Origin of the sequence: Pseudoxanthomonas sp. SE1 (assembly GCF_029542205.1) — a bacterium.
Lineage (GTDB): Bacteria > Pseudomonadota > Gammaproteobacteria > Xanthomonadales > Xanthomonadaceae > Pseudoxanthomonas_A.
Genome location: NZ_CP113783.1, coordinates 1,813,711 through 1,835,019, shown reverse-complemented (window position 1 = coordinate 1,835,019; position 21,309 = coordinate 1,813,711). Strand labels below are relative to the sequence as shown.

Below are 21,309 nucleotides of genomic sequence, written 5' to 3'. Positions count from 1 at the left end.
AGCGCCGTGCCTGCGTCATCGCACCCGCGCCGCGCGCCAGAGCCATGTTCCGGCAAGCAGCATGGCGGTGACGATCAGTGCGATCAGCAGCTTCTGCACCCAGCCCTGTCCGGCAGGCGGCCACAGCGCATGCATCCACAGCAACCCCTGGCAGCCGAGAGACCATCCCGCCGCGAGGGGAAAGAAGGACCGCCAGGCCGGGTCAAGCCGGAACCGCCACGCCTGCAGCACCATGCCGCCGGTGAGGCACAGGAAGGCGGTGATCGCGCAGGTGTGGTGGAACCAGCGATGGAAATCAGGCGCGATGGACGGCAGCCACGAGTCCCCAATCGCCACGCCCGCCAGCGCGACCGCGCCGGTGCAGAGCAGCAGGAGCGGTGCCGCACTGCGCGCATGCACCGACAACTGCCGGTAGATGCCCATCGCCAACACCACGATGGCGATCGCCAGCGCGCAGTAGGCAATGCGCAGCAACAATCCGCCGGGGCCGAGCAGGTACTGGCTCATCGTGGCCTGCTGCCAGGCGAGATCAGCCCGGAGAAACTGCAGCGCGGTGCCCACCATCAGGAACAGCGACGCGCCAGCCATTGCGGCGAGGGCCGCCACGCGAGCGCGTGTGCGGTGATCCGGGGAAACGGGACTGCAGCGGGACTCAGGCATGAAGGCGCCCAGGGGAAACAGGCCCCCGATTATCCGACACCGCCTCAAGATTTCCCGGCCGGGGCCGCTGTCGTTGGCAGGGCTCCGTGACGTGCCCAGCGTCACGGTTTGACCTACACTCCGCCTGCCCCCGGCGCACCGGGAACGGCCGTCACGAGCAAGGGGACTCCACGCGCCAATGCCGTTCACCGCACCGCCTTCCGGCGCCGATCCGGCGCGCCAGAGCCAGCGATTGCCGCGCCGGATCTACCGGCTGCGCATGCTGGGGATGGGTCTGGCTGCGTTGCCGGTGGGGACTGTCCTGCTGGAGAACAATGCCGCCTGGGGCACGTGGGCATGGCTGGCCTTCACCGCCGTACTGTGGCCGCAACTCGCACTATGGCTGTCGTTGCGCCATCCCATGCCTTTTCGGGGCGAGATCCGCAACCTGCTGTTCGATTCCCTGCTGGCCGGCATGTGGGTGCCGCTGATGGCATTCAACCTGCTCCCCAGCGTGCTGCTGGTGACACTGGCCACGGTCGACAAGATCAGCACCGGCATCGATCGTCTCTGGTACTGGTCGCTGCCGCTGATGCTGGCCGGCGCGTTGGTGGCCGGGGCGGCGACAGGATTCGAACTGCGTCCCGCGACCAGCATGCCGGTGATGCTGGCGTGCCTGCCGATGCTGCTGATCCACTCCATCGCGGTCAGCCAGGCCAGCTATCACCTGGTCCGCAAGGTGAAGCGGCAGAACCGCCTGCTGGACGAACTGAGCCGGCGCGATACGTTGACGGGACTGGACAGCCGCCGGCACTGGCAGGAACAGGCGACGCTGTTGCTGGACCAGTGCGCCGTGACCGGAGAGCCCGCGACACTGATGATGATCGACATCGACCACTTCAAGGCGATCAACGACCGCCACGGACACGCGGTGGGTGATGACGTGCTGCGCGCGACCGCCGAGGTGATCCGCCACAGCATCCGCGGGCAGGACTGCGCGGGCCGGCTGGGTGGCGACGAGTTCGCTGTGCTACTGCGCGGAACCGACCTGATGGCGGCGGAGATCGTCGCCCAACGCATCCGGGCAGGCGTGGAGGCCTTGCGGGTGCAGTCCGCGCCGCACCTGCGACACACGGTGAGCCTGGGATTGGCGAACGCGGATGCCGCGACAGCCGGCTTGCGGGCCTGGCTGGAAGCGGCCGACCGGGCGCTCTACCGGGCGAAGAGCAGCGGGCGCAACCAGTTGGCCATCCACGAAGGGCCGCAGCCCGCCCTCGCCACACGCTGAGCAAGGCGACGCGGCAGCGTCAGGCGCCCAGGTGTTCCGTGCGGCCTTCGCGCTGCGGCAGTTCCAGCACGTTGCTGCCGGAGGCACGCACGTTCTCGTGTTCGTTCTCGTGCACGCAGACGCGGTTGCGGCCCAGGTGCTTGGCGCGGTACAGCTGTTTGTCGGCGTGCGACAGCAGCTTGGCCAGGCTGTAGCCGGACTGCACGCTGGAGGTCACGCCGAAACTGCCGGTGATGGCGAAGACATGCCCGGTCTCGCGGGTCTCGATCTGCGCCAGGCGCACGCGACAGTCTTCAGCCACGCGGGCAGCGGCGCGCAGGTCGCAACCGTACATGAGGATGGCGAATTCCTCGCCACCCAGGCGGCCGAGTACGTCGATGCGGCGGCAGAAGCCCTTGCTGGCTTCTGCCACTTCCTTGAGTGCCCAGTCGCCGGTGCCATGGCCGAAACGGTCGTTGATGTTCTTGAAGTGGTCGAGGTCGAACATGATCAGCGCGGCCTGTTCGCCATTGCGGGCGCACTCGGCCAGCGCGCGTTCGGCACGCAGGGTGAAGTGGTGGCGGTTGCAGATGCCGGTCAGCGCGTCGGTCTCGGCCATCTTCTTCAGCGACAGCTGCACGCGCTTGATCTTGAACGCCCAGTAGCCGATGGAGGCGACCAGCAGCACCAGCAGGATGACGATCAGCCGCGTGTTCTGCGCGGCCTGTTGGTCGACCGTACGCTGCAGCTGCAGGACCTGGTTTTCCTGGTCCAGCATGCTGATCTGCTGGGTCTTCTGGAGGATCTGCTGGCGGACGATCTGATAAGCGAGCTGGCGCGTTTTCACGTCGTTGAGGTATGCCTTGTCGGCGTCGGCGTACTGCCGGTAGCGCGACAATGCTGCCTTGGAATCACCACGCGACTCGGCGATTTCATAAAGTGTCTTGTATGCCACCACGAGCGGCAGCGATGTCATGCCCACCCCTCGCTCCACCGCTTCGTTGGCGTGCGCCTGCGCCGTGCCGATGTCGCCCAGCTTCAGGTACATGCTGGCCAGCATGGCGTGGTACTCACTGATGACCAGCGGGTAGCCCGTAGCCGTCACGGTAGGGAGGTAACGCTCGAGCAGTTCGATGGCTTGATCGACTTTGCCGTCCTCCACCCATTTCCGTGCAAGGTACGTACGCGTCAATCCACCAAGAATCGGCTCCTTCTGGTCTTCGCAGACCTTGATGGTACGAAAGATCATTTCCTCCGAGGGCGCCTTCTTGAGCCCTAGCGCCGCTTCGGCAACCAAGTTGCCGGCGGCGCACTGGTTGCGCCCCTCGGGCGCGTCTGCCAGGACCTGGTTGGCGTACTGCTCGCCGAGCATGTACTCCCCTACCTGGTTGTACAGCAGGCCCGCGACCAGAAGACCCCGGTGACGGACGTCCTTCTTCTCCACCTTGGTGGCGAGTGGGAGGATGTCATTGAGCGTCGTCAGCCCCTGCTCGAACTTCCGCGTCAACGCGTAGGTGTTGACCAGCAGCGAGCCTGTCCAGAACAGCATCTCCGGGTCGTCGGTTTCCTGCTGGATCTGGCGGAGCTCGCGTATCGCCGGCTCCGCCCTGCCCTTCATCAGGAAACCATGCGCCCTGAGCAGCCTCAGCTTGAGGCGTTGCTCGGGTGTGGCCTCCTCGACACGCTTTTCGAGGCGTTCCAACAGATCATAGAACTTGGCGGGCTGCGACGTCTTGATCGCCTCCGCCTGTTCGATCAGCGCATCGATGCCGGGAGAAACCTGTGCCTGGACCGGCGCGGCGAAAACGCACGCCAGCGCAGCTGCCAACCACAAGGTACGTCCTTTCCCGAGTCTCATGTCCTTCTCCTGATCAGCCGATGCAGCCGGAGCAAAACGCTCCCGGAGCCTACTCTTTTTCTCCGTGATCCTCGTCTCCATCCGTCTGCTCGTCGGCCTGGTCGGGCAATTCGTCTTCCTTGCCCTCGTCCGGAGCCAGGATCATGCAGAACATCGTCGGACGGGCGAGCAACAGCCCCGCAAGTGAAGCCGAATCACGGTCGAGCAGCGCAGTCTGTTGGGCCGACCCGACATCGAGCGCCCTCACCGCCGCCTCATAGTCCGATGCCGCACGCAGCGAATCGGACGCCCCCATGGATTCCAGAAAGCGGATTGCATTGGACACGCTGTTTCCCCAATTTTGATGAAATTCGACGCTTTCGCAGCCACTACCGGACCCGACAGGCCGGCAAAAGCTGCCCCCGACCGGGACAATACCCACTTTTCAATGGTCTTGCCATGACCATTCCGGCACCACCAGGCGTCACCGCGCCATGCGGCGCAGTTGCTCCAGCATGCGCTCGTTAGGGCGCAAGGGCATGGCAGGAGGTATCACCAACGTGGTCGCGGTCGACAGGGAGGCCGTAGGCAACCGATCGAGCGGCAGACGGTCAATGCGAGGGGGGGCAATGGGCAGGGTCGCTGCTTCATAGGCGACAACTTCATGATCCGGCGGGTAGTCGTCAAGCAGCAGATCCACCAGCAACTGCTTTGCTCCAGCGTCCGTGGACAGGCGCCCCGTGGTCAGGTCACCAGCCACGCCGATCTGCCAAAGGACCAAGTAGGCGGAAGGATCCACTCTGCGCCGATAGAACATGAACTGGCTGGCTTCAAAATGCTGACAACCGAAAGCGCCAGGATCGATGCCCAGATCCGCATAGAGGCAATCCTCAGCAGAAACAGCGGCTTCCATGACAGCCTCATAGCCTTCCGCACGCGCTTTCGCCAGCGCCTGGTGCGGCACCTGGGCGAAGACCCCGGGATGACCGTAGAAGGCCCCGCATACGCGGCGCCCCTGGCGGACCTCTGCCAGCATCAGGTCCACCATCTCGCGATAGGTCTCGCGACGCGGCTTCCCTTCGGCATAGAGCGGCTGCAGGCTCCTGACGTCCCGGTTCATGCCCTGGACCCAAAGCTCCACGATCGGATCCGACATGGCACTGAAGACCACATCGGCCTGTTCGATATGGCTCCGCGCTCGCGGCGCAAGGTGCGCTCCCAACGTCATTCCTACGCCCACGCATGCGAGCGTACCCATTCCTGTCATTGCTTCCTCCTGCCCCATCATGTCCCTTACAGCTGCGCCACCGAATGGCGCTCCTTCCACTCCCCGCGCGCCATCTCCCACCCCCGAAATCGCGCGCCCCCGGGAACATCCTCCATCTCCCGGAACCCCAGCCTGCGCATCACGCCAGCACCTGCTTCGTTCTCGCGCAGATGTCGGCTGAAGGTCCGTGTCCAACTCTCCCCCTGGAACACATGGCCGGAAAGGAACCCGATGACGTCCTGGGCAACCTTGCGACCCTGCCAAGCCTGTAGAACCATCACTCCGATTTCAGCGGCATGCGAATGGGGAATCAGCGCTAGAAGCCCGACTGCTTCCCGCGTCGGACCGCCGTGTTCGATCACCCAACAACAAGCCCGCCGAAGGTCACCATGCCGATTGGAACTAAGAAACGCGCCGAACGCGCGTGCTGCGTCCCCGGACGTCATTGGCTCGCCCACGAAGCGCATCAGCGCTTCGTTCGTGTAAATGGAAACGTACAACGCCCGGTCCTTCTCAAGCAGAGGCCGCAGGTGAAAGCGGCCTGTTTCAAGAATCGGCAGAGTCATGCCGCGACCACCGCACGATTCGTGATCATCGCTTGGCGCCCGCACAGAACACCGCACCGCGTTTACGCGTCTTTTGCAACATCATCCCACCACCCCTCGCGCCCACCTGACGATCGCCTCCGCCGACATCGCCCCGCTCTGCCGGGCGAGCTCGCGGCCGCCCTGCAGCAGCACCATCGTGGGGATGCTGCGGATACCGAAGCGGTTGCCCAGTCCCGGGCAGGCTTCCGTGTCCACCTTGGCCAACCGCATCGCGGGCTCCAGCACGCCCGCCGCCTGCTGGAAGTGCGGAGCCATCTGCAGGCAGGGCCCGCACCACGGCGCCCAGAAATCCACCAGCAACGGCAGCGTACTGCGCAGCGCGTGGCGGTCGAAGTCCGCCTCGCCCAGCGCCAGCGGCAGGCCGGTGAACAGGGGATGGTGGCAGCGCCCGCAGTTGGGTGCCTCGATCAGCCGCGCCGGCGGCACACGGTTCATCGCCGCGCAGTGCGGGCAGGCGATCAGGTGGGCATCGGCGCTCATGCGGGCATCCTAACGCCCGCGCGTCCGGCGCGTCACCGCACCAGGTGCCAGACCACCTGCCGCCCTGCCAGATAGACCACCCTCCGGCCATCGAACACGGCCATCTGCTCCAGCTTCACCTGCACGTTCTGCCCGCCCCACTCCGGGACGCGTGCCTTCACGTTGCCCTCGATGGCGTAGACCGTATCGGCATGCAGGGGCCAGTCGCCCTGCCCCGCCGTGGGGCCCTGGTTGTCCCACATGCCGATCGTCGGCCCGGGCGCGTGGCCCACGAACCCCACCGGATGCGAGTAGGTCGCCGCGCGCAGGCCCAGGCGCGCCACCTCGCGCTGCGTCGCCGCCTGGATCTCGTTGCCCGTGCGACCGCTGACGAACTGGCCCGTCAGCGCGTCCTGCCAGCGGTTGCCCTGTGCCAGCGCCGCACGCAACCCGGCAGGCACCCCGGCTTCCCCCGCACGCGCCACATAGGCCATTTCCTGCGTATCGGTGCAGAGCTTGAGGTAGCACAGCCCCACATCGGTATGCAGCACATCGCCGGGCTGGATCACGCCTTCTTCGCCGCAGAACGGCGCATCGTCGGCGCACGCCGTTCCGGCCCGCTGCAGGTTCACGTCCGGCATGAACCACGGCGCCAGCCCCAACGACTCGAAGCGCTCCCGGATGTACCAGGCCACATCGTCCGTGGTGGTGACGCCGGGCGTGATGACCCGACCCGAGAACGCTTCGGCGATCACGCCGCGTGCGAGCGACACGATATGCGGATACGCCGCGAGCTCTCCCGCCGTGCGGGTTTCCATCCAGCGGACGACCAGCGTCTCCGCCGGCACGAGCCTGGCGTGCAGCGCGGCCGGCAGCACCGACAGCAGGCGCTCGTGCAGCGCGTGCGTCAGGCCATCGGCGACCGCCCACTCGCCGGAGACGTTGATGCCGATCCTGCGCGGGTCGCGCGCGGTGATCAGCGCCCCCAGCGCCTCCCACTGCGCATTGAGGTCTCCGCCGGACCACGCCGTCTCGTAGGGTGCGCCGAACGGGTATCGGTTGATGGACAGCCGCTGCACGCTGCCGTCCGGCTGGCGATGGAACACCAGCATCGTGGTCCGGCGCGCCGCATGGGCCGGTTGCGGCACCAGCGTGAAGTACACCGGGTCCTCGGCGTACTCGCGCGCGATCACCACCCACATGTCGAGGTCGGCATCACGCATCAGCCGTGGCAGCAAGGTGTCGAGCCGCTCGCGGAGCATGCGGTTCTCGGGCTCCACGCGGTCCCGCGGCGACAGCACCGCGCCCACGTCGATCCCGTCCCGTCCCTGCTGCGGCACCGGTGCGGCGTGTCCGCAGGGCGCCGACGCCAGGCCGGCCAGCAACAGGAGCAGGGAATTGGCAACGCGCATGCGGGACGCCTCAGGCGAAAGGGCCCTGACGCTAGCCGTCCCACGATGATCGCGTCAACGCTGCCGGGACGGTTCATGTCGCACTGCGATGCGGGACTACACTCCGGGTACGCGGACGCGTCCCGATGCGGGGCCCGGAGGTGGGCAATGTGGACGAAATGGCTCGGCACCCTGCTGCTGGCGTCGTCGGCCCTGTCGGCGCTGGCCCAAGCCGCTCCACCTCCTGCTGCCGCCGACGTGCTGGCAGTGCCGGAACCGCTGAAGCGGCAGTTCCGCGAACAGGTCCTCGATCACACCCGCCTCCCGCACGCCCGGCTTGAGCGGATGGTCGACTTCCTCTTCAGTCCCCGCGGGCTGGGCATGAACTACCACCCCGACGCCAACCACACCGTGGCCGAAGCCTACGCCACGCGCCAGGCCAACTGCATGAGCTTCACCCTGCTGACGGTGGCGCTGGCGCGCGAGGCAGGGCTCGATGCCTACGCGCAGCAGGTCGACGAAACCCTGGCCTGGCGACAGGACCACAACACGCTTTACCGCACCCAGCACGTCAATGCCGGCGTACGCATTCGCGAGCGCCGCTTCACCGTCGACGTGGCGTGGAACGAGGTCATCACCCGCAAGCCGCCGGAACCGGTCCACGACGCCCGCCTCATCGCCCACTACTACAACAACCGTGCGGTGGCGTTGCTAGAAGACGGCGCGCAGGCCGATGCGCTGCGCCATGCGGAGATGGCCCTGACCCTGGACCCAGGTTACGCCACCAGTTGGAGCAACATCGGCGTCATCCACCTGCGCAGCGGCGATGCAGGGCGTGCCGAGCAGGCCTACCGGCGTGCGCTCGACCTCGACGCCGACAATCCCGGCGCCCTGTTCAACCTGGTCACGTTCTACCAGCGTGCGGGCGACGTGGAGGCCGCGCGCCCCCTGCAGAAGCGGCTGGATGCCGTGCAGGCCCGCGATCCGTTCCACCATTTCCTGCTGGCCGCCGGCTTCGAGCGCGACGGCGACCTGGCGCGCGCCACCACCCACTACCGCAAGGCCATCCAGTTGTACGACGGCGAACACCGCTTCCACTTCGGCCTCGCCCGCGTGTACTTCCTGCAGGGCGACCACCGGCGTGCGGGAAAGGCACTGGCGCGCGCCCGCGAACTCAGCGAGGGCGCTACCCGTGCGCTCTACCAGGCCAAGCTGGATACATTGCGCAGGCAGGGGCACTAGGCCCCGGTGCAGCGACGCGGGACCGCACCCGCAAGCGCGGACCCGCGCGGCGCGGCTACTTCAACTTCAATTCGCGGACCAGGTTGCTGCCCAGGATCTGGCGCATCCTGCCGCGATCGGCGTAGGCCGTGTTCGCCTGTGCCGTGCTCTGCCCGGTGACCTTGCCGGAGACGGCTTCCGAACGGTCGCGCAGGCCATCGAAGGCGGCCATGTTCGGATAGACCACGGTCAGATAGAGGTCCGGCTCGTCCGGCCGGCGCGCCTGGGTGGAATAGATCGCGTAGCCGAGGATGATCCCGGCCTCCTTCTGCGCTTCCATGACACGCTTGTACTGGCCCTGCAGGTGCTTCATGTAGTTGTCGAACTGGCCATCCATGATCTTCACCGCCGTGACCTCCATGACCGGGCCTTCGGTATAGCTGCGGTCCTGCGCGGACAGCGGGAAGGACAGCACGCACAGCAGCAGCGCCCACAGCAATGGCAAGCGTTTCATGTCGGGTTCCTCGTTCGATGGTCGCCGGATGATTCCGGGTGCCCAGCTGAACGCGGCACGACACCATCCTTCGGCCATGCGTTGGCCGGAATACGGGGCCAGACCGACGAACGCGCGTCGCAGCGACATGGGATTACATCCGCCCCCTCGACGTCCCGCTGCTCGGCCTCGCCGGAAGGCTAGCCTGCCAGGGACCACTCACCCAGGCGTTGGTAGTCCGCCTCGCCCTCGATGCTCTGCAGCAGGTGCACCTCCTGCGGATGCAGCACGACGGGTGGCACATCCACCGGTGCGGTGCGCGGCGGCACGTAAGCCAGCGTCAGGTGCGGCACGAAGCTGCGCCCGACGTGCTGCTTGAAGCCTGCGCGCAGCAGGCGCTGCTGCAGGTCGCGCCAGAAGGCGACCGTTGCGGGCGACGGGTGCAAGGCCGCCAGCGTCAGCGCGGGATTCTTCGGGTTGCCCAGGCACAGCAGATGGTCGAGGGTGATGCCGAGGGGTTCCGGCTGCCACGCCTGCATGGCGTTGCGCGCGGTGGCGATCATGTCCTCGCGCGGGCTATCGCTCTCGCCGAGGAAATGCAGGGTCAGGTGGTAGCGTTCCGGCCGCACCCAGCGCGCCTGCGGATACGTCGCCTTGAGATCCTCGGCACGGTGCCGCAGCGCCTCGCATTCGCCCGCAGAGGGCACCAGCGCAAAGAACAGTCGATGCAGCCGGCCCGGTTGCGGGCCGCCGAACAGGTCGCCTTGCGGAGTGGAAGCAGAACGGGATGACATGGCACGCGAGCGCGGAACAATCGCCTCATCATCGGCGCGCGCGTCGGACGATGCAACCCTGCAACGCCCTGCCAGGGAAGGCGGGAGCACGGGCTCCCGCCTTCCTGCGGCGTCATCGGATCACCAGATCCGCACGCGATCCTGGGGCGCGATGTACAGCGGGTCGCCCTGCTTGATGCCGAATGCGTCGTACCACGCATCGATGTTGCGCAGCGGGGCAAAGGCGCGGATATGGCCCGGCGAATGCGTGCCGTTGACCAGCTGCTGGCGCAGCGCGTCGTCGCGCCACAGCGTGCGCCACACCTGGCCCCAACCCATGAAGAAGCGCTGGTCGCCGGTGAAGCCGTCGATCACCGGCGCCGGCCTGCCTTCCAGCGAACGGTGGTAAGCCTCCAGCGCGATGGTCAGGCCGCCGAGGTCACCGATGTTCTCGCCCATCGCCACACGCCCGTTGATGTGCATGCCAGGCAGCTGCGGGAACGCATACGCCTCGTACTGTGCGCCCAGCTTGGCCGCCTGCACTTCGAACTTGGCCGCGTCGTCGGCCGTCCACCAGTCGCGCAGCAGACCCTTGCCGTCGGACTTGCGGCCCTGGTCGTCGAAGCCGTGGATGATCTCGTGGCCGATCACGCCACCGATGCCGCCGTAGTTCACCGCCGGATCGGCATCCGGATCGAAGAACGGCGGCTGCAGGATGGCGGCCGGGAACACGATCTCGTTCTTCACCGAGTTGTAGTACGCGTTCACCGTCTGCGGGGTCATGCCCCACTCGCCCTTGTCCACCGCCTTGCCGATGCGATTGCGGCGATAGTCCCACTCGAACTGCTGCGAACGCAGGGCATTGCCGAACAGGTCGCCGTTCTTCACCACCAGCGCGCTGTAGTCGCGGTACGTGTCGGGGTGGCCGATCTTCAGGCCGAAGCCGGCCAGCTTGGCGTGCGCTTCGGCCTTGGTGGCCGGACTCATCCAGGCCAGCGTGTCCAGGCGCGCGCCCATGGCCGCCTTCACGTTGGCGACCAGCGCGTCCATCTTGGCCTTGGCATCCGGCGGGAAGTACAGCTGCACATAGTCGCGGCCGATGGCCTCACCCATCGCGCTCTCGGAGAACGCGACACCACGCTTCCAGCGCTCGCGCTGCTGCGGCTGGCCGGACAGGAACTTGTCGCGGAACTCGTACTGCGCCACGGAAAAGTCCTTCGACAGCAACGGCGCGGCATTGTCGGTCGCGTGGAAGGCCTGCCAGGCCTGCAGCGTAGCCACGTCGGTGTCGGCGAAGATCGCGGCGATCTTGGGGATGGCGGAATCCTGGCGGATCACCGCGCGCCCCGCCCCGTCGACGCCGGCGGCCTTGAAGAAGTCCGCCCACGGGAACCCCGGGGACTTCGTGGCGAACTCGGCCATCGCCAGCGGGTTGTAGGTCTTGTCGCGGTTGCGGCTTTCGGCACGCGTCCAGTGCGCCTCGGCGATACGCGTTTCCAGTGCCAGGATCGCTTTCGCGTTGTCCTGCGGCGTGTCCCAGCCGGCCAGCTGCAGCATCTGCGCGATGTAGGCCTCGTAGTGCTCGCGCTGCGGCTTGAAGGTGTCGCGCAGGTACATCTCGCGGTCGCCCAGGCCCAGGCCGCCCTGGCTCAGGTAGAGCGTGTAGCGGTCCGGGTCCTTCTGGTCGTCGGTGACACTGAGGTTGAAGAAGCTGTCGTTGAAGCTGCCCCGGCGGCCCATCAGCCGTGCCAGCGCATCCTTGTCCTTCGCCACGCGGATGTCGGCCAGCACCGGCTGCAGGGGCTCGGCACCCAGGGCCTCGACGGTCTTCTCGTCCATGAAACCCTGGTACAGCGCGGCGATCTTCGCTGCGTCGCCGCCCGTGGCCGGGTCGCCCAGCGCATAGCCTTCCACCAGCACGCGCAGGCGGGCTTCGGACAGGTCGCGCAGGATGGCGAAGCCGCCGTAGCTGGAGCGGTCGGCCGGGATCTGGGTGGTGTCGGCCCAGGTACCGCTGACGTAGCGGAAGAAGTCCGCACCGGGCTGCGCCTCGCGGTCCATGCCGGCGGTGTCGATGCCCCACTCGCCGAAACGCCGGGCGGCGATGGTGGACCCGGTCGCGGCCGCGCCCGTGCTTCCGGACTCGGCGAACAGGGCCTGCAGCGTGCAGCCGTCATCCAGGCAGCCATCGTCTTCGTGCGCAGCCAGCGGCCCGGCGAGGAACAGAGCCAGCGAGGTCGCGGTGGTCAGCAGGGTCTTCTTCAAAAGCGTTCTCCGGAAACGGGACAGGTACGCGCATCGCGCGCGGGCGTGCCCGTGAGGATACCGACAGCGCCCGCCCCGGAGACCGTGCCAAAAGGTGGTGGCCAAGGCTGCGGGAGGCGTTCCGTCCATGCCCCGCAACACTGAAAAGACGAAGCCCGGCCAAGGCCGGGCTTCGCGTGATTGGCCTGCCGGAAAGCGGCGTCAGCGGGGCGCGGCGCCGCTGTTGGCGCACCGGCGTCCGCAACGACGGGCGGCATCGCCGGCCATCGTGCCGTCATCCGGCACGAACCCGCCGCTGGAGGGCTGCCCATACGACAGCCGCAGGCCGATGCTGCTGCCCTGCGTACTGTTGCTGGCCTGTTCGTGACCGAACAGCAACGACAGCAGCCACCCCTGTCGCAGCTTCACGTCCAGGCCCGCCGACAATGCCAGGGCATCGTCGTTGTAGCTCTGCATGTCCAGGCGATAGTCGGTGGGGTGCGGCCACACGACATAGTTCATCGCGGCCTCGCCCTTGTCCTCCAGCGCCTGGCGATACTCCAGGCTCCAGAACGGACGGTAGCGCCCGTCGTCACCACCGAAGCGGTAGCTGCCCTCCAGGCCCAGCGCGACGGTGCTGTTCTCCACCATCTGGCGCCGATAGGCCAGGTCGTAGATGTCCATCCCGTACTCGCGATAGGCCTCCAGCGTGGTGCGGCTGGCATCGAAGCGACCATAGGTGGTCAGCGCCATACGTTTGCCACGATGCTCGTAGCCGAAAGCCAAAGAACCGAACCATTGCTTGCCATCGCGCACCGCGGTGCCCATCGCCCCGGCATCGTCGCTCCAGCGGCGGATATCGAAGTCCAGGCGCCCGGTGGCCAGCATGCCGTCCACGAACACATGCTCGCCCGCGCGCCACAGGCCGTACAGCGCCAGCGAGCGCTGGTCGGCCTTCAGGCGCGACGCCGTGCCGTCCAGATCGCTGTCGTTGCGCGCCAGACTGCCCGCCACGCCGACCAGCACCTGTTCGCCGATGGCGCGGTCCGCACCCAGCGTGAGGCCATCGGTCTGGAAGTCGTATCCGCCTGCCCGGCCGCTCTTGCCGAACGTCGCCGTGCCCGATGCCCACGCCCCCCATCCCTGCGGCAGCGCCGGCAGGCTGCCGCCCGTGGCCTGGCCCACGGGCACCGAAAGCCCCTGGCGCTCCTCACTACCGGCATAGGCCAGCGTGACGTTGTTGCTGGAGCCGTTGGCACCGCTGCGCACCTGGCGCAGGCGGTCGCGGATGTTCGACTGCTGCGCGCTTGCGAAACGCACGCTCGCATCGACCTGTGCCTGCAACAGGCCGACCACGCCCGGGTCCCGGGTCGGATCCGGGCGCACTTCCACCTGCAGGCGCATCTCCACACTGGCCGCCGCGTAGTTGCCGGCGGCCGCCTGCGACGCGGTGATGACGGTCTCGCCTTCCGCATGCAGCGTCACGGTGCGCCCATTGATGCTGGCCACCTCCGGATCGCTGCTGGTGAAGGTGAAGGCACCGCTGCTGGGGCTCTGCGGGTTCACCAGGTCGAACGCAGGCTCGCCGAACACCTTGCGCAGTTCTTCCGGCCATTCAAGCGTCGGCACGGCGGCCGCGATATCCACGTCCAGTCGCACCTGCGGTGCCGCCTCGTGGTTCGCATCGCCTGCCTGGTCCGCTGTCAGGCTGCAACGCCCGGCCGCCAGCATGGTGACGGTCGCACCACTCACCTGGCAGACCTGCGCCGTGGCGCTCGCGAACACCACCGGGTTGCCGGACGCACCCCCCGTCGCGGCCACGGTGAACGTGCCATTGGGCGCGAACACCGGCGTGGCCGGATTCGCACTGAAGCCGGTGATGGCCTGCAGCGCCTGTGCCACGACCAGTTCGTACGCCTGCGCTCCCGTGAAGCCGTTGGCATCACGCGCCTCCACCGTGAAGGAGAAGCGCCCCGACGCGGTCGGCGTTCCCGACAGCACGCCCGCCGCACTCAACGCGACGCCCTGCGGCAGGCTGCCTGCCGTCACCGCGTAGGTGTACGGCGCGGTGCCGCCGGTTACCGTCAGGGTCTGGTCGAACGCACTGGCATGCGTCGCCTGCGGCAATGCGGGCAGCGCGAACGCGATCTGCGGCGCCACCACCTGCAGCGTGTACTGCTGCTGCGCCGTGAAGGGACCGGTGCCCGTGCTGCTGTCGGTCACCTCCACCGTCAACGTGAAGCTGCCCGCCACCGTCGGCGTGCCGGTGATGCGTCCGTCCGTGCCCAGGCTCAGCCCGCTCGGCAAAGCGCCGCCGACAAGCTGGAAGCGGTAAGGCGATGCACCGCCACTGGCGAGGAACGCATGCGTGTAGGCTGTGCCGCCCGCGCCGTTGCCGGGATTCGCGGCATCCAGCACCACCGTCGGCGCCGTCACGGTGATCGTCACCGTCGCGGCCGCGGTGGTCTGGTACGCATCGCTGGCTGTATAGGTGAAGCTGTCCGGGCCGGAATAACCCGGCGTCGGCTGGTAGGTGATCGTCGTACCACTGACAGTGGCGGTACCGTGCGCCGGCGGAGCTCCAACGGCCACCGACGTGGCGGTGCCCGTGATCGCAAGCGTCACCGGCGTGGCCGTCGCGCCATAGGGCAGCGACGTGCTGACCGGGCCCGCGACGAGCGCTGGGGCGGGCGTGACCGCATTCGATGCCGCCGAAGCCGACCCCGTGCCCGCACTGTTCGTCGCGGCCACGGTGAACGTGTAACTGGTTCCCGCGGACAGACCGGCGAAGCGGATGGGACTCGACGCGCCCACGACGGTCGCTCCACCAGGCTGTGCGGTAACCGTGTATCCGGTGATCGCCACGCCACCGTTGCTGATAGGCGCGGTGAACGCGATATCAACTTCTCCTGCAAGCGCCATCGTGGCCGTCCCGATGGTCGGCGCACCCGGCACCACCGGATTGACGGTGAACGTGCGACTGACCTGCGGGGCCGCCAGATAGCTGCCATTTCCCGCCTGGTCGGCATTGATCGTGCAGGTGCCCGCGGTAACGAACGTCAGCGCACCACCGGAGGTGATCGTGCAGACGCCCGTCGTGGACGAGGTGAATGTCGGCGTCAGGCCGGAGTCCGATGTCGCGGTTAGCGTCGGCGTAGTGCCGAAGTTCTGTGCACCGGGGTTGTTGAAGGTGATGGTCTGCGTCGCTGCCGGCGTGATGCTGTTCGACGCCGCCGACGCAGGACCCGTGCCCGCCACATTGTCCGCCGTCACCGTGAAGGTGTATGCGATGCCATTGGTCAGGCCCGTGACGACGATCGGCGACGACGCGCCATTGATCGGTGCCACATCGGCCGGGTTGACGGTCACGGTATAGCTGGTGATCGCCGATCCGCCGATGTTCAGCGGGGCGGTGAACGCGACACTCGCCTGGGTGTCGCCAGCGATCGCCGTGCCGATCGTCGGCGCAGCCGGCACCACGGGACTGACGGAGAACGACCGGCTGACCTGCGACGCGGGGAGGAAGCTGCCGTCGCCCGCCTGGTCGGCGTTGATGGTGCAGATGCCGGCTGCGATGAAGGTCAGCGTGCCGCCCGGGGTGATCGTGCAGACAGCGGTCGTGGCGGAGGTGAAAGACACCGTCAGTCCCGAACTCGAAGTCGCGCCAATCGTCGGCGAGGTGCCGAAGTTCTGCGCACCGGGATTGGCGAAGGTGATCGTCTGCGGCGATGCGGGCGTGATGCTGTTCGATGCCGCCGATGCACTGCCGGTGCCCGCGGAGTTCGTCGCCGTCACCGTGAACGTGTACGCCACGCCGTTGGTCAGCCCGGTGACCGTGATCGGCGAATTCGAGCCGGTGCCGGTTGCGCCGCCGGGATTCGCCGTGACCGTGTAACCGCCGGCGATGATGGCGGCACCGCCGATGGAGACCGGCCCGGTGAACGTGATCGTGGCCTCGGTATCTCCCGCCGTCGCGGTACCGATGGTCGGCGCCCCGGGCACCACGGCGTTGACCGTGAAGGTTTGGCTCACGGTGGTTGCCGCGCTCCATACAGCGTCGCCGGCCTGGTCGGCGTCGATGGTGCAGCTGCCCGCGGTGACGAACGTCAGCGCGCCGCCGGAGGTGATGGTGCATACGCCGGTGGTGGACGAACTGAACGTCGGCGCGAGACCGGATGTCGCAGTGGCGGCCAACGTCGGCGTGGTGCCGAAATTCTGTGCACCGGGATTGCCGAACGTGAGGGTCTGGTTGCCCTTGGGCGTGGCTGCGTTCGACGTGCCCGACGCCACGCTCGTTCCAATGGCGTTGGTGGCGGTGACCGTGAAGGTATACGCCGTGCCGTTGCTGAGTCCGGTCACGGTGGCCGTGCAGGCTGCCGGCCCCGCACAGGTGCCGAACGCGCCACCGGGACTGGCCGTCGCCGTGTACGTGGTGATGGCCGAACCGCCGTTGCTGCCCGGCGCGGTGAAGGTGACGCTGACCTGGCCATCGCCTGCCGTCGCCGTGCCGATGGTCGGTGCGCCCGGCGCGGTCGGAATGGCGACCGTATGGGTCGATCCACTGGTGAACGCCGCCGGCCCGCTGTTGCCGGCCGCGTCCGCGATGTCGGTGGACCCGTTGAGATTCACTTCCAGCGTTCCATCGCCGGCAATGCCGCTCACGGTGACGTCGATCGAGGTGCCGCTGCTGGTGGAGACAGCACTGATCGTGCCCGTGGCCGAGCCCGTCGTGACCAGCGCGAAGTCGTCGGTCGAGACGTTGCTGACCGCTTCGTTGAACGCGACCGTGAAGGTCACGCTGGTGGCGGTGGCCGCAGGAGAGCCGCTCACCGTGATGGCGGTGACCGCGGGCGGCGCAGTGTCGACAGCGGCATTGGTGGTATCGACTACCGTCGTGAGATTGCCTGCATTGTCGGTCGCCGTGAACGAGACATTGCGGCCCGTCGTCTGGAGCGCGCCACTGGGCAACGTGTACGTTGCCGTCCAGGTGCCGCCGCTGTTGGTCGCGCTCACTGCCGCGCCACCACCGAACTGGCTGAAGTTGACGGTAGCACCACTGATGGTGTCCGCATTGTTGTCGCCCGCGGGCGTGTTGTTCCAGGTGGCGGTGACCGTGTCACCGATCCTGTACACACCACCGGTGCCCGACGCACCGGAAATGGCGATGTTGCCGTCCGTCACCGTCGGTGCGATGTTGTCGACCGTGGCGTTGGTGGTATCGCCGATCGTCGTGCTGCCGCCCGTATTGGTCGCAGTGACACTGATGTTGCTGTTGATCGCATCGATGGCGCCCGACGTGATCGTATACGTGGCGGTCCAGGTGTTGCTGCTGTTGCTCGCAGCCACCGCCGCTCCGCCGCCGAACTGACTGAAATCCACGGTGACGCCAGTCATGATGCCACTGTTGTCGCCCGCAGCGGTGTTGTTCCAGGTAGCGGTGACGGTGTCGCCGATCTTGAAGGCCCCGCCGGTACCGGTCGCGCCGGAGATGCTGATGCGAGCATCCGTCACGATGGGGGCAGGTGGCGTGTCAATGGCTCCCTGGATGGTGAAGTTGCGGAACTCGAAGAAGGCGAGATTGTTGGGCGGGGACGCACATGTTCCCTGGCAGTCAACGTACAGCTTGAAGCCCTTCAGCTTCTGTCCCGCGAAAGCCGACAGCTCGCCACCGCTGAAACTGAAGCTCTCGCCTTGCATGGCGCTGCCGTTGACCGTGGACGAGGTGACGGTACCGCCGGATGCCAGCATGCCGACGACACGCATGTTGGTGAACTGTCCATCCAGGTACTCGCCGGCATTGAGGCCGGTAAGCTCGAAAGCCGTCGTGTTGGCGCCATCTGCCTGCACGTAGAAATAGTTGCCGGTCTGCGTACCGCCTGTCTGGATGTAAGCGATGCCACCCGCGTACAAGCTCACGTTGAGCACGGCATTGGTGCCGTCCCGTGCCGACGCGGTGAAATCCGTGTTGACCAGCGTGTTGCCGGCGTCCGTGAACATGGAGAACGTCTTCGTGCCGTTGCTGGCCACCAGCACGTCCGAGAAGTCGGCCAGCGCCTTGGCCGAGAACGCCAGCGCGGTGTCGAAGCTGCCGCGCTGTACCTCCAGTTCCCAGTCACCGCCCTGCTCCGCGTCACCGGTCAGGTTCGACGAGCCGGCCACATCCATGCCGGTTCCCTGGTGGATGATGTCCAGCAACGCTTCACCGGACGCGCCGGCAGCAAGATCGCAGCCATAGAGCAGCAGGTCGGCGCCATCGCGAACGGCGCCACGCAGCGCCTGCATCGCGGAAAGTTCGCCATGCATCGCCTCGGCGTCGATCCTGCTGCTGCCCAGCTGCAACATGCCTGCATTGGCGTGGGAGACCACGTGGATCGCGGCCAGGTCGCGGTAACCGCGCAGTGCCTCGACCAACTGCGGAAGGCCGGGGCGGGACGCATCGATTTCCACCGCAGCGACGCCTGGACGCAGCCCGCGATACAGCGTGGCCTTGTCCTGGACGGAACTGTCGATCACCACGAGCTCGGTGACGGCAGCGGTCTGCAGGACCGCCAACGAATCGGCAGTCACGTCGCGCGGGTGTTGTGTGCGTTGCTTGACAGACGGGGCACCGTTTCGCGCCAGGTCGACCACACTGGAGCCTGTGCGGTGGTCCATCCTCAGATAGCTGCGCGGCTGATAGCCACCGCGCATCAGATAACCGCCCGCAGAGGTGGCGGCAGCATGCGCGGAAAAGGGGAGCAGCAGCGTCGAAAGGCCGCCAAGCAGGGCGCGCTTCATGGTGTGTCCTTGGTGTTGTCCGTGGCCTGGCTGCCGTCGCGACGCGGCGCAACGATCCCCGCCGCCGTGCCGGCCTGGTCCTGCCAGAAATCCATGCCCTGATATTTCGCGAACAGATCCGGCGGCAGGATGCTCCGCCGGGCCCTGAATTCGACCTTCCGCCTGACCGTATGCAGGCCCTTGACGCCCAACCCCTGGTCGAACGCCTCTTCGGCGTAGTCCACGTTGTCGAAGTCGTGGGTGAACCGCGGTTCGCCGATGAAGTCGTACACCAGTTCCATCGTGCGGGCCGGATGGCGCGTGAGCAGTTCGTAGTCGACCAGCAGCAGTCGGTCGGAGAATTCGCCGTAGTAGGCTTCCTTCAACGCCGTCCATGCACCACCCACGGCGCCGCCGGCATTGATCAGCTGGTCGCAGCGGCTGTATACGGTCTGCCGCGTGGCCGGGTTGAACATGCGGCTGTAATCGAAGGGATTCTTCCGGTGGATGGACTCGAAGCTGTCCATGATCCAGGCAGGATTCCGAACGCAGCAGATCACCTTGAAGTCGTCCACCAACTCGACCAGCTGGTGCATGCGCGCGGTCCATGTGCGATTGGTATCGAACACCACGTCGGCCGCACTGTCGGCATAATAGGCATCGAGCAAGGCGCGGCATATGGCCCGCCGTTTGGCTTCATCAAAGAATGCCCAGGACTCGCCGCCCGCCCCCATCTGCTCCAGGGCGCCATTGATCAGCCCGGCCACCGGACTGCTCATGCCGGCTTGAAAACGCGGGTTCTGCCGCAGGATGCCGGCCAGCAATGTCGATCCGGAACGCGGCAGGCCCGAGATGAAGTGGAAGCGCCTGCTCACGCGACGACCTTCCCGCGAACCCGCGCCCTTGCCGGACGCTGCGCATTGCGCAAACACGCGCTTCGCAGAAGCGAAACGCGCATGGCGGCACATGCACGCGGCATGCCGACCGAAGTATCCAAGCAGATCCCCTGTTGTCGCACAGGCGCAGCGCCGTACAGGGCTGGCCCATGGTGTCTATGCCCGGACGCATTTCCGCAGGCACCACCCCAAGGTGCCCGCCGTCCAAACGGCTGGAAGCATGGTACCCGGGTAACTCACATTACTCCACAGCCCCCGGGGCGCCCATCAACTGAATGCGCGCGCTGCGCACAGATGCAAGTCCTGAGCCATTCGGCCCGCTTTCCCCTGCAAATCCACACGCTACTCATCGCAGCACGCGCACAGCGCACATCCGGCCGTCGGCCGGAGGAGACTTGCCATGACATTCCACCCCAAACCGCCGGCCACGACGCCCCCGGGGCGACACCCGCGCCTGCCAGGCCATCAACCCCGCCGCGAATCCGGTCGAGCAAACGCGTAGCGTCAGCTCATCCCTGCGCGAGCAGTGGGCCTCGCCTTCAGTCAGTGCGCAGGTGCTTCTCGAACCAGTGATGCGCGTAAGGGTTGTCGTTGTAGGCGGGGATCTCGATGTAGCCGTTGCGCTCATACAACGCCCGCGCTTCCACCAGGCTGCCGTTGGTGTCCAATCGCAACGTGCGCAGTCCCATCGCCACCGCGCGCGTCTCCAGCGCATCCAGCACCCGCTGTGCGATGCCCAGCCCGCGCGCGTCCGGCGCCACCCACATGCGCTTGATCTCGCCCATGCCGTCGGCGATCCGCTTCAGTCCTCCGCATGCGACCGCCTCACCCTCCAGACGCGCGACCACGAAGGCGCCACGGGGCGGCACCAGCTCGCCGGGATCGGCCGACACGCTGCGGGCGGCGTCGAATCCACCTTCGAAGCGCGCATCGAGTTCGTCCAGATAGGCCTGGATGCATGCCTGCGCCTCGCTGGAGGCCGGATCTTCCAGTGCGATCTCCGCCGCGGACGCACGCATGAGGCGCTCCACTTCATCCATCGCCTCGACCAGGCGTTCGCGCTGTCGCGCCGACAGGGGCGCCAGCAGGGAATCCGCCAACGCCCGGGAATCACGATCGAGCGCATCCACCTCGCGCCGCCCTTTCGCGGTCAGGACCACATGCCGCCTGCGTGCATCAACGGGCGATGCCTGCACCCGCACAAGCCCCTGCGCCTCGAGCGCACGCAACAACCGGCTCGCATAGCCGGAGTCCAACCCGAGGCGTGCGCGCAGGTCACGTACGTCCGCCCCCGCATGCCCTGCTTCGAACAGCAGGCGCGACTCGGCCAACGGGCGGCCGTGCCCGAGATAGTCATCAGTGAGCACCCCGATGCGGCGGGTGACCGTGCGGTTGAAGCGGCGGACCCGCTGGATCTGGCTCTCGTTCATTACCTGACTTTAGTCAGATATTTGTGCG

At 67.1% G+C, this 21,309-nt stretch carries 15 protein-coding genes; 2 read left to right on the top strand and 13 right to left on the bottom strand.

Going from position 1 to position 21,309, the window contains the following annotated elements; all coding sequences use genetic code 11:
• Window positions 1-15: 15 nt before the first annotated feature.
• Window positions 16-606, bottom strand: coding sequence for a DUF998 domain-containing protein (locus tag OY559_RS08690; RefSeq protein WP_277729646.1), 591 nt, complete (start codon window positions 604-606; stop codon window positions 16-18).
• A 232-nt stretch (window positions 607-838) separates the two neighbouring features.
• Between OY559_RS08690 and OY559_RS08685 the strand changes: the two genes are divergently transcribed.
• Window positions 839-1,927: a diguanylate cyclase gene (locus OY559_RS08685; RefSeq protein WP_277729645.1), complete on the top strand. Its 1,089-nt coding sequence runs from the start codon at window positions 839-841 to the stop codon at window positions 1,925-1,927.
• Window positions 1,928-1,946: 19 nt separating this feature from the next.
• On the opposite strand, the gene OY559_RS08680 is transcribed toward OY559_RS08685, so the two are convergent.
• The 6 genes from OY559_RS08680 to OY559_RS08655 all read right to left on the bottom strand — a co-directional run bounded on the left by OY559_RS08680 (window position 1,947) and on the right by OY559_RS08655 (window position 7,489).
• Window positions 1,947-3,764, bottom strand: coding sequence for a tetratricopeptide repeat-containing diguanylate cyclase (locus OY559_RS08680; RefSeq protein WP_277729643.1), 1,818 nt, complete (start codon window positions 3,762-3,764; stop codon window positions 1,947-1,949).
• Window positions 3,765-3,813: 49 nt separating this feature from the next.
• Window positions 3,814-4,089: a hypothetical protein gene (locus OY559_RS08675; RefSeq protein WP_277729641.1), complete on the bottom strand. Its 276-nt coding sequence runs from the start codon at window positions 4,087-4,089 to the stop codon at window positions 3,814-3,816.
• Between the two features lie 138 nt (window positions 4,090-4,227).
• Window positions 4,228-5,010, bottom strand: a complete 783-nt coding sequence (locus tag OY559_RS08670) for an SAM-dependent methyltransferase (protein ID WP_277729638.1) — start codon at window positions 5,008-5,010, stop codon at window positions 4,228-4,230.
• 26 nt (window positions 5,011-5,036) lie between these two features.
• A complete protein-coding gene (locus tag OY559_RS08665) occupies window positions 5,037-5,576 on the bottom strand; it encodes a GNAT family N-acetyltransferase (protein WP_277729637.1) in 540 nt (179 codons plus the stop codon).
• An 81-nt stretch (window positions 5,577-5,657) separates the two neighbouring features.
• On the bottom strand, window positions 5,658-6,098 hold the full coding sequence (gene trxC, locus OY559_RS08660; protein ID WP_277729636.1) for a thioredoxin TrxC: 441 nt from the start codon (window positions 6,096-6,098) through the stop codon (window positions 5,658-5,660).
• A gap of 32 nt (window positions 6,099-6,130) precedes the next feature.
• Window positions 6,131-7,489 carry a M24 family metallopeptidase gene (locus OY559_RS08655; protein WP_277729635.1) on the bottom strand — a complete coding sequence of 453 codons (1,359 nt, stop codon included), beginning with the start codon at window positions 7,487-7,489 and terminating at the stop codon, window positions 6,131-6,133.
• A 147-nt stretch (window positions 7,490-7,636) separates the two neighbouring features.
• Between OY559_RS08655 and OY559_RS08650 the strand changes: the two genes are divergently transcribed.
• Window positions 7,637-8,710 (top strand): tetratricopeptide repeat protein, encoded by a 1,074-nt coding sequence (locus OY559_RS08650; RefSeq protein WP_277729633.1) that lies wholly within the window; start codon window positions 7,637-7,639, stop codon window positions 8,708-8,710.
• A 55-nt stretch (window positions 8,711-8,765) separates the two neighbouring features.
• Here the strand turns inward: OY559_RS08650 and OY559_RS08645 are convergent, their stop codons facing one another.
• The 6 genes from OY559_RS08645 to OY559_RS08620 all read right to left on the bottom strand — a co-directional run bounded on the left by OY559_RS08645 (window position 8,766) and on the right by OY559_RS08620 (window position 21,281).
• The gene (locus tag OY559_RS08645) at window positions 8,766-9,203 is read right to left on the bottom strand and encodes a hypothetical protein (RefSeq protein ID WP_277729631.1); all 438 of its coding nucleotides are present in this window, start codon (window positions 9,201-9,203) and stop codon (window positions 8,766-8,768) included.
• A 179-nt stretch (window positions 9,204-9,382) separates the two neighbouring features.
• A complete protein-coding gene (gene thpR / locus OY559_RS08640; protein WP_277729629.1) occupies window positions 9,383-9,976 on the bottom strand; it encodes an RNA 2',3'-cyclic phosphodiesterase in 594 nt (197 codons plus the stop codon).
• 120 nt (window positions 9,977-10,096) lie between these two features.
• Window positions 10,097-12,220 (bottom strand): M13 family metallopeptidase, encoded by a 2,124-nt coding sequence (locus tag OY559_RS08635; RefSeq protein ID WP_277729626.1) that lies wholly within the window; start codon window positions 12,218-12,220, stop codon window positions 10,097-10,099.
• A gap of 201 nt (window positions 12,221-12,421) precedes the next feature.
• Window positions 12,422-18,976, bottom strand: coding sequence for a DUF4347 domain-containing protein (locus tag OY559_RS08630; protein ID WP_277729624.1), 6,555 nt, complete (start codon window positions 18,974-18,976; stop codon window positions 12,422-12,424).
• Window positions 18,973-19,830: a sulfotransferase family protein gene (locus OY559_RS08625; protein WP_277729622.1), complete on the bottom strand. Its 858-nt coding sequence runs from the start codon at window positions 19,828-19,830 to the stop codon at window positions 18,973-18,975. Before OY559_RS08625 ends, OY559_RS08630 begins: the two co-directional genes overlap by 4 nt.
• 560 nt (window positions 19,831-20,390) lie before the next feature.
• A complete protein-coding gene (locus OY559_RS08620) occupies window positions 20,391-21,281 on the bottom strand; it encodes a bifunctional helix-turn-helix transcriptional regulator/GNAT family N-acetyltransferase (RefSeq protein ID WP_277729620.1) in 891 nt (296 codons plus the stop codon).
• Window positions 21,282-21,309: the final 28 nt, after the last annotated feature.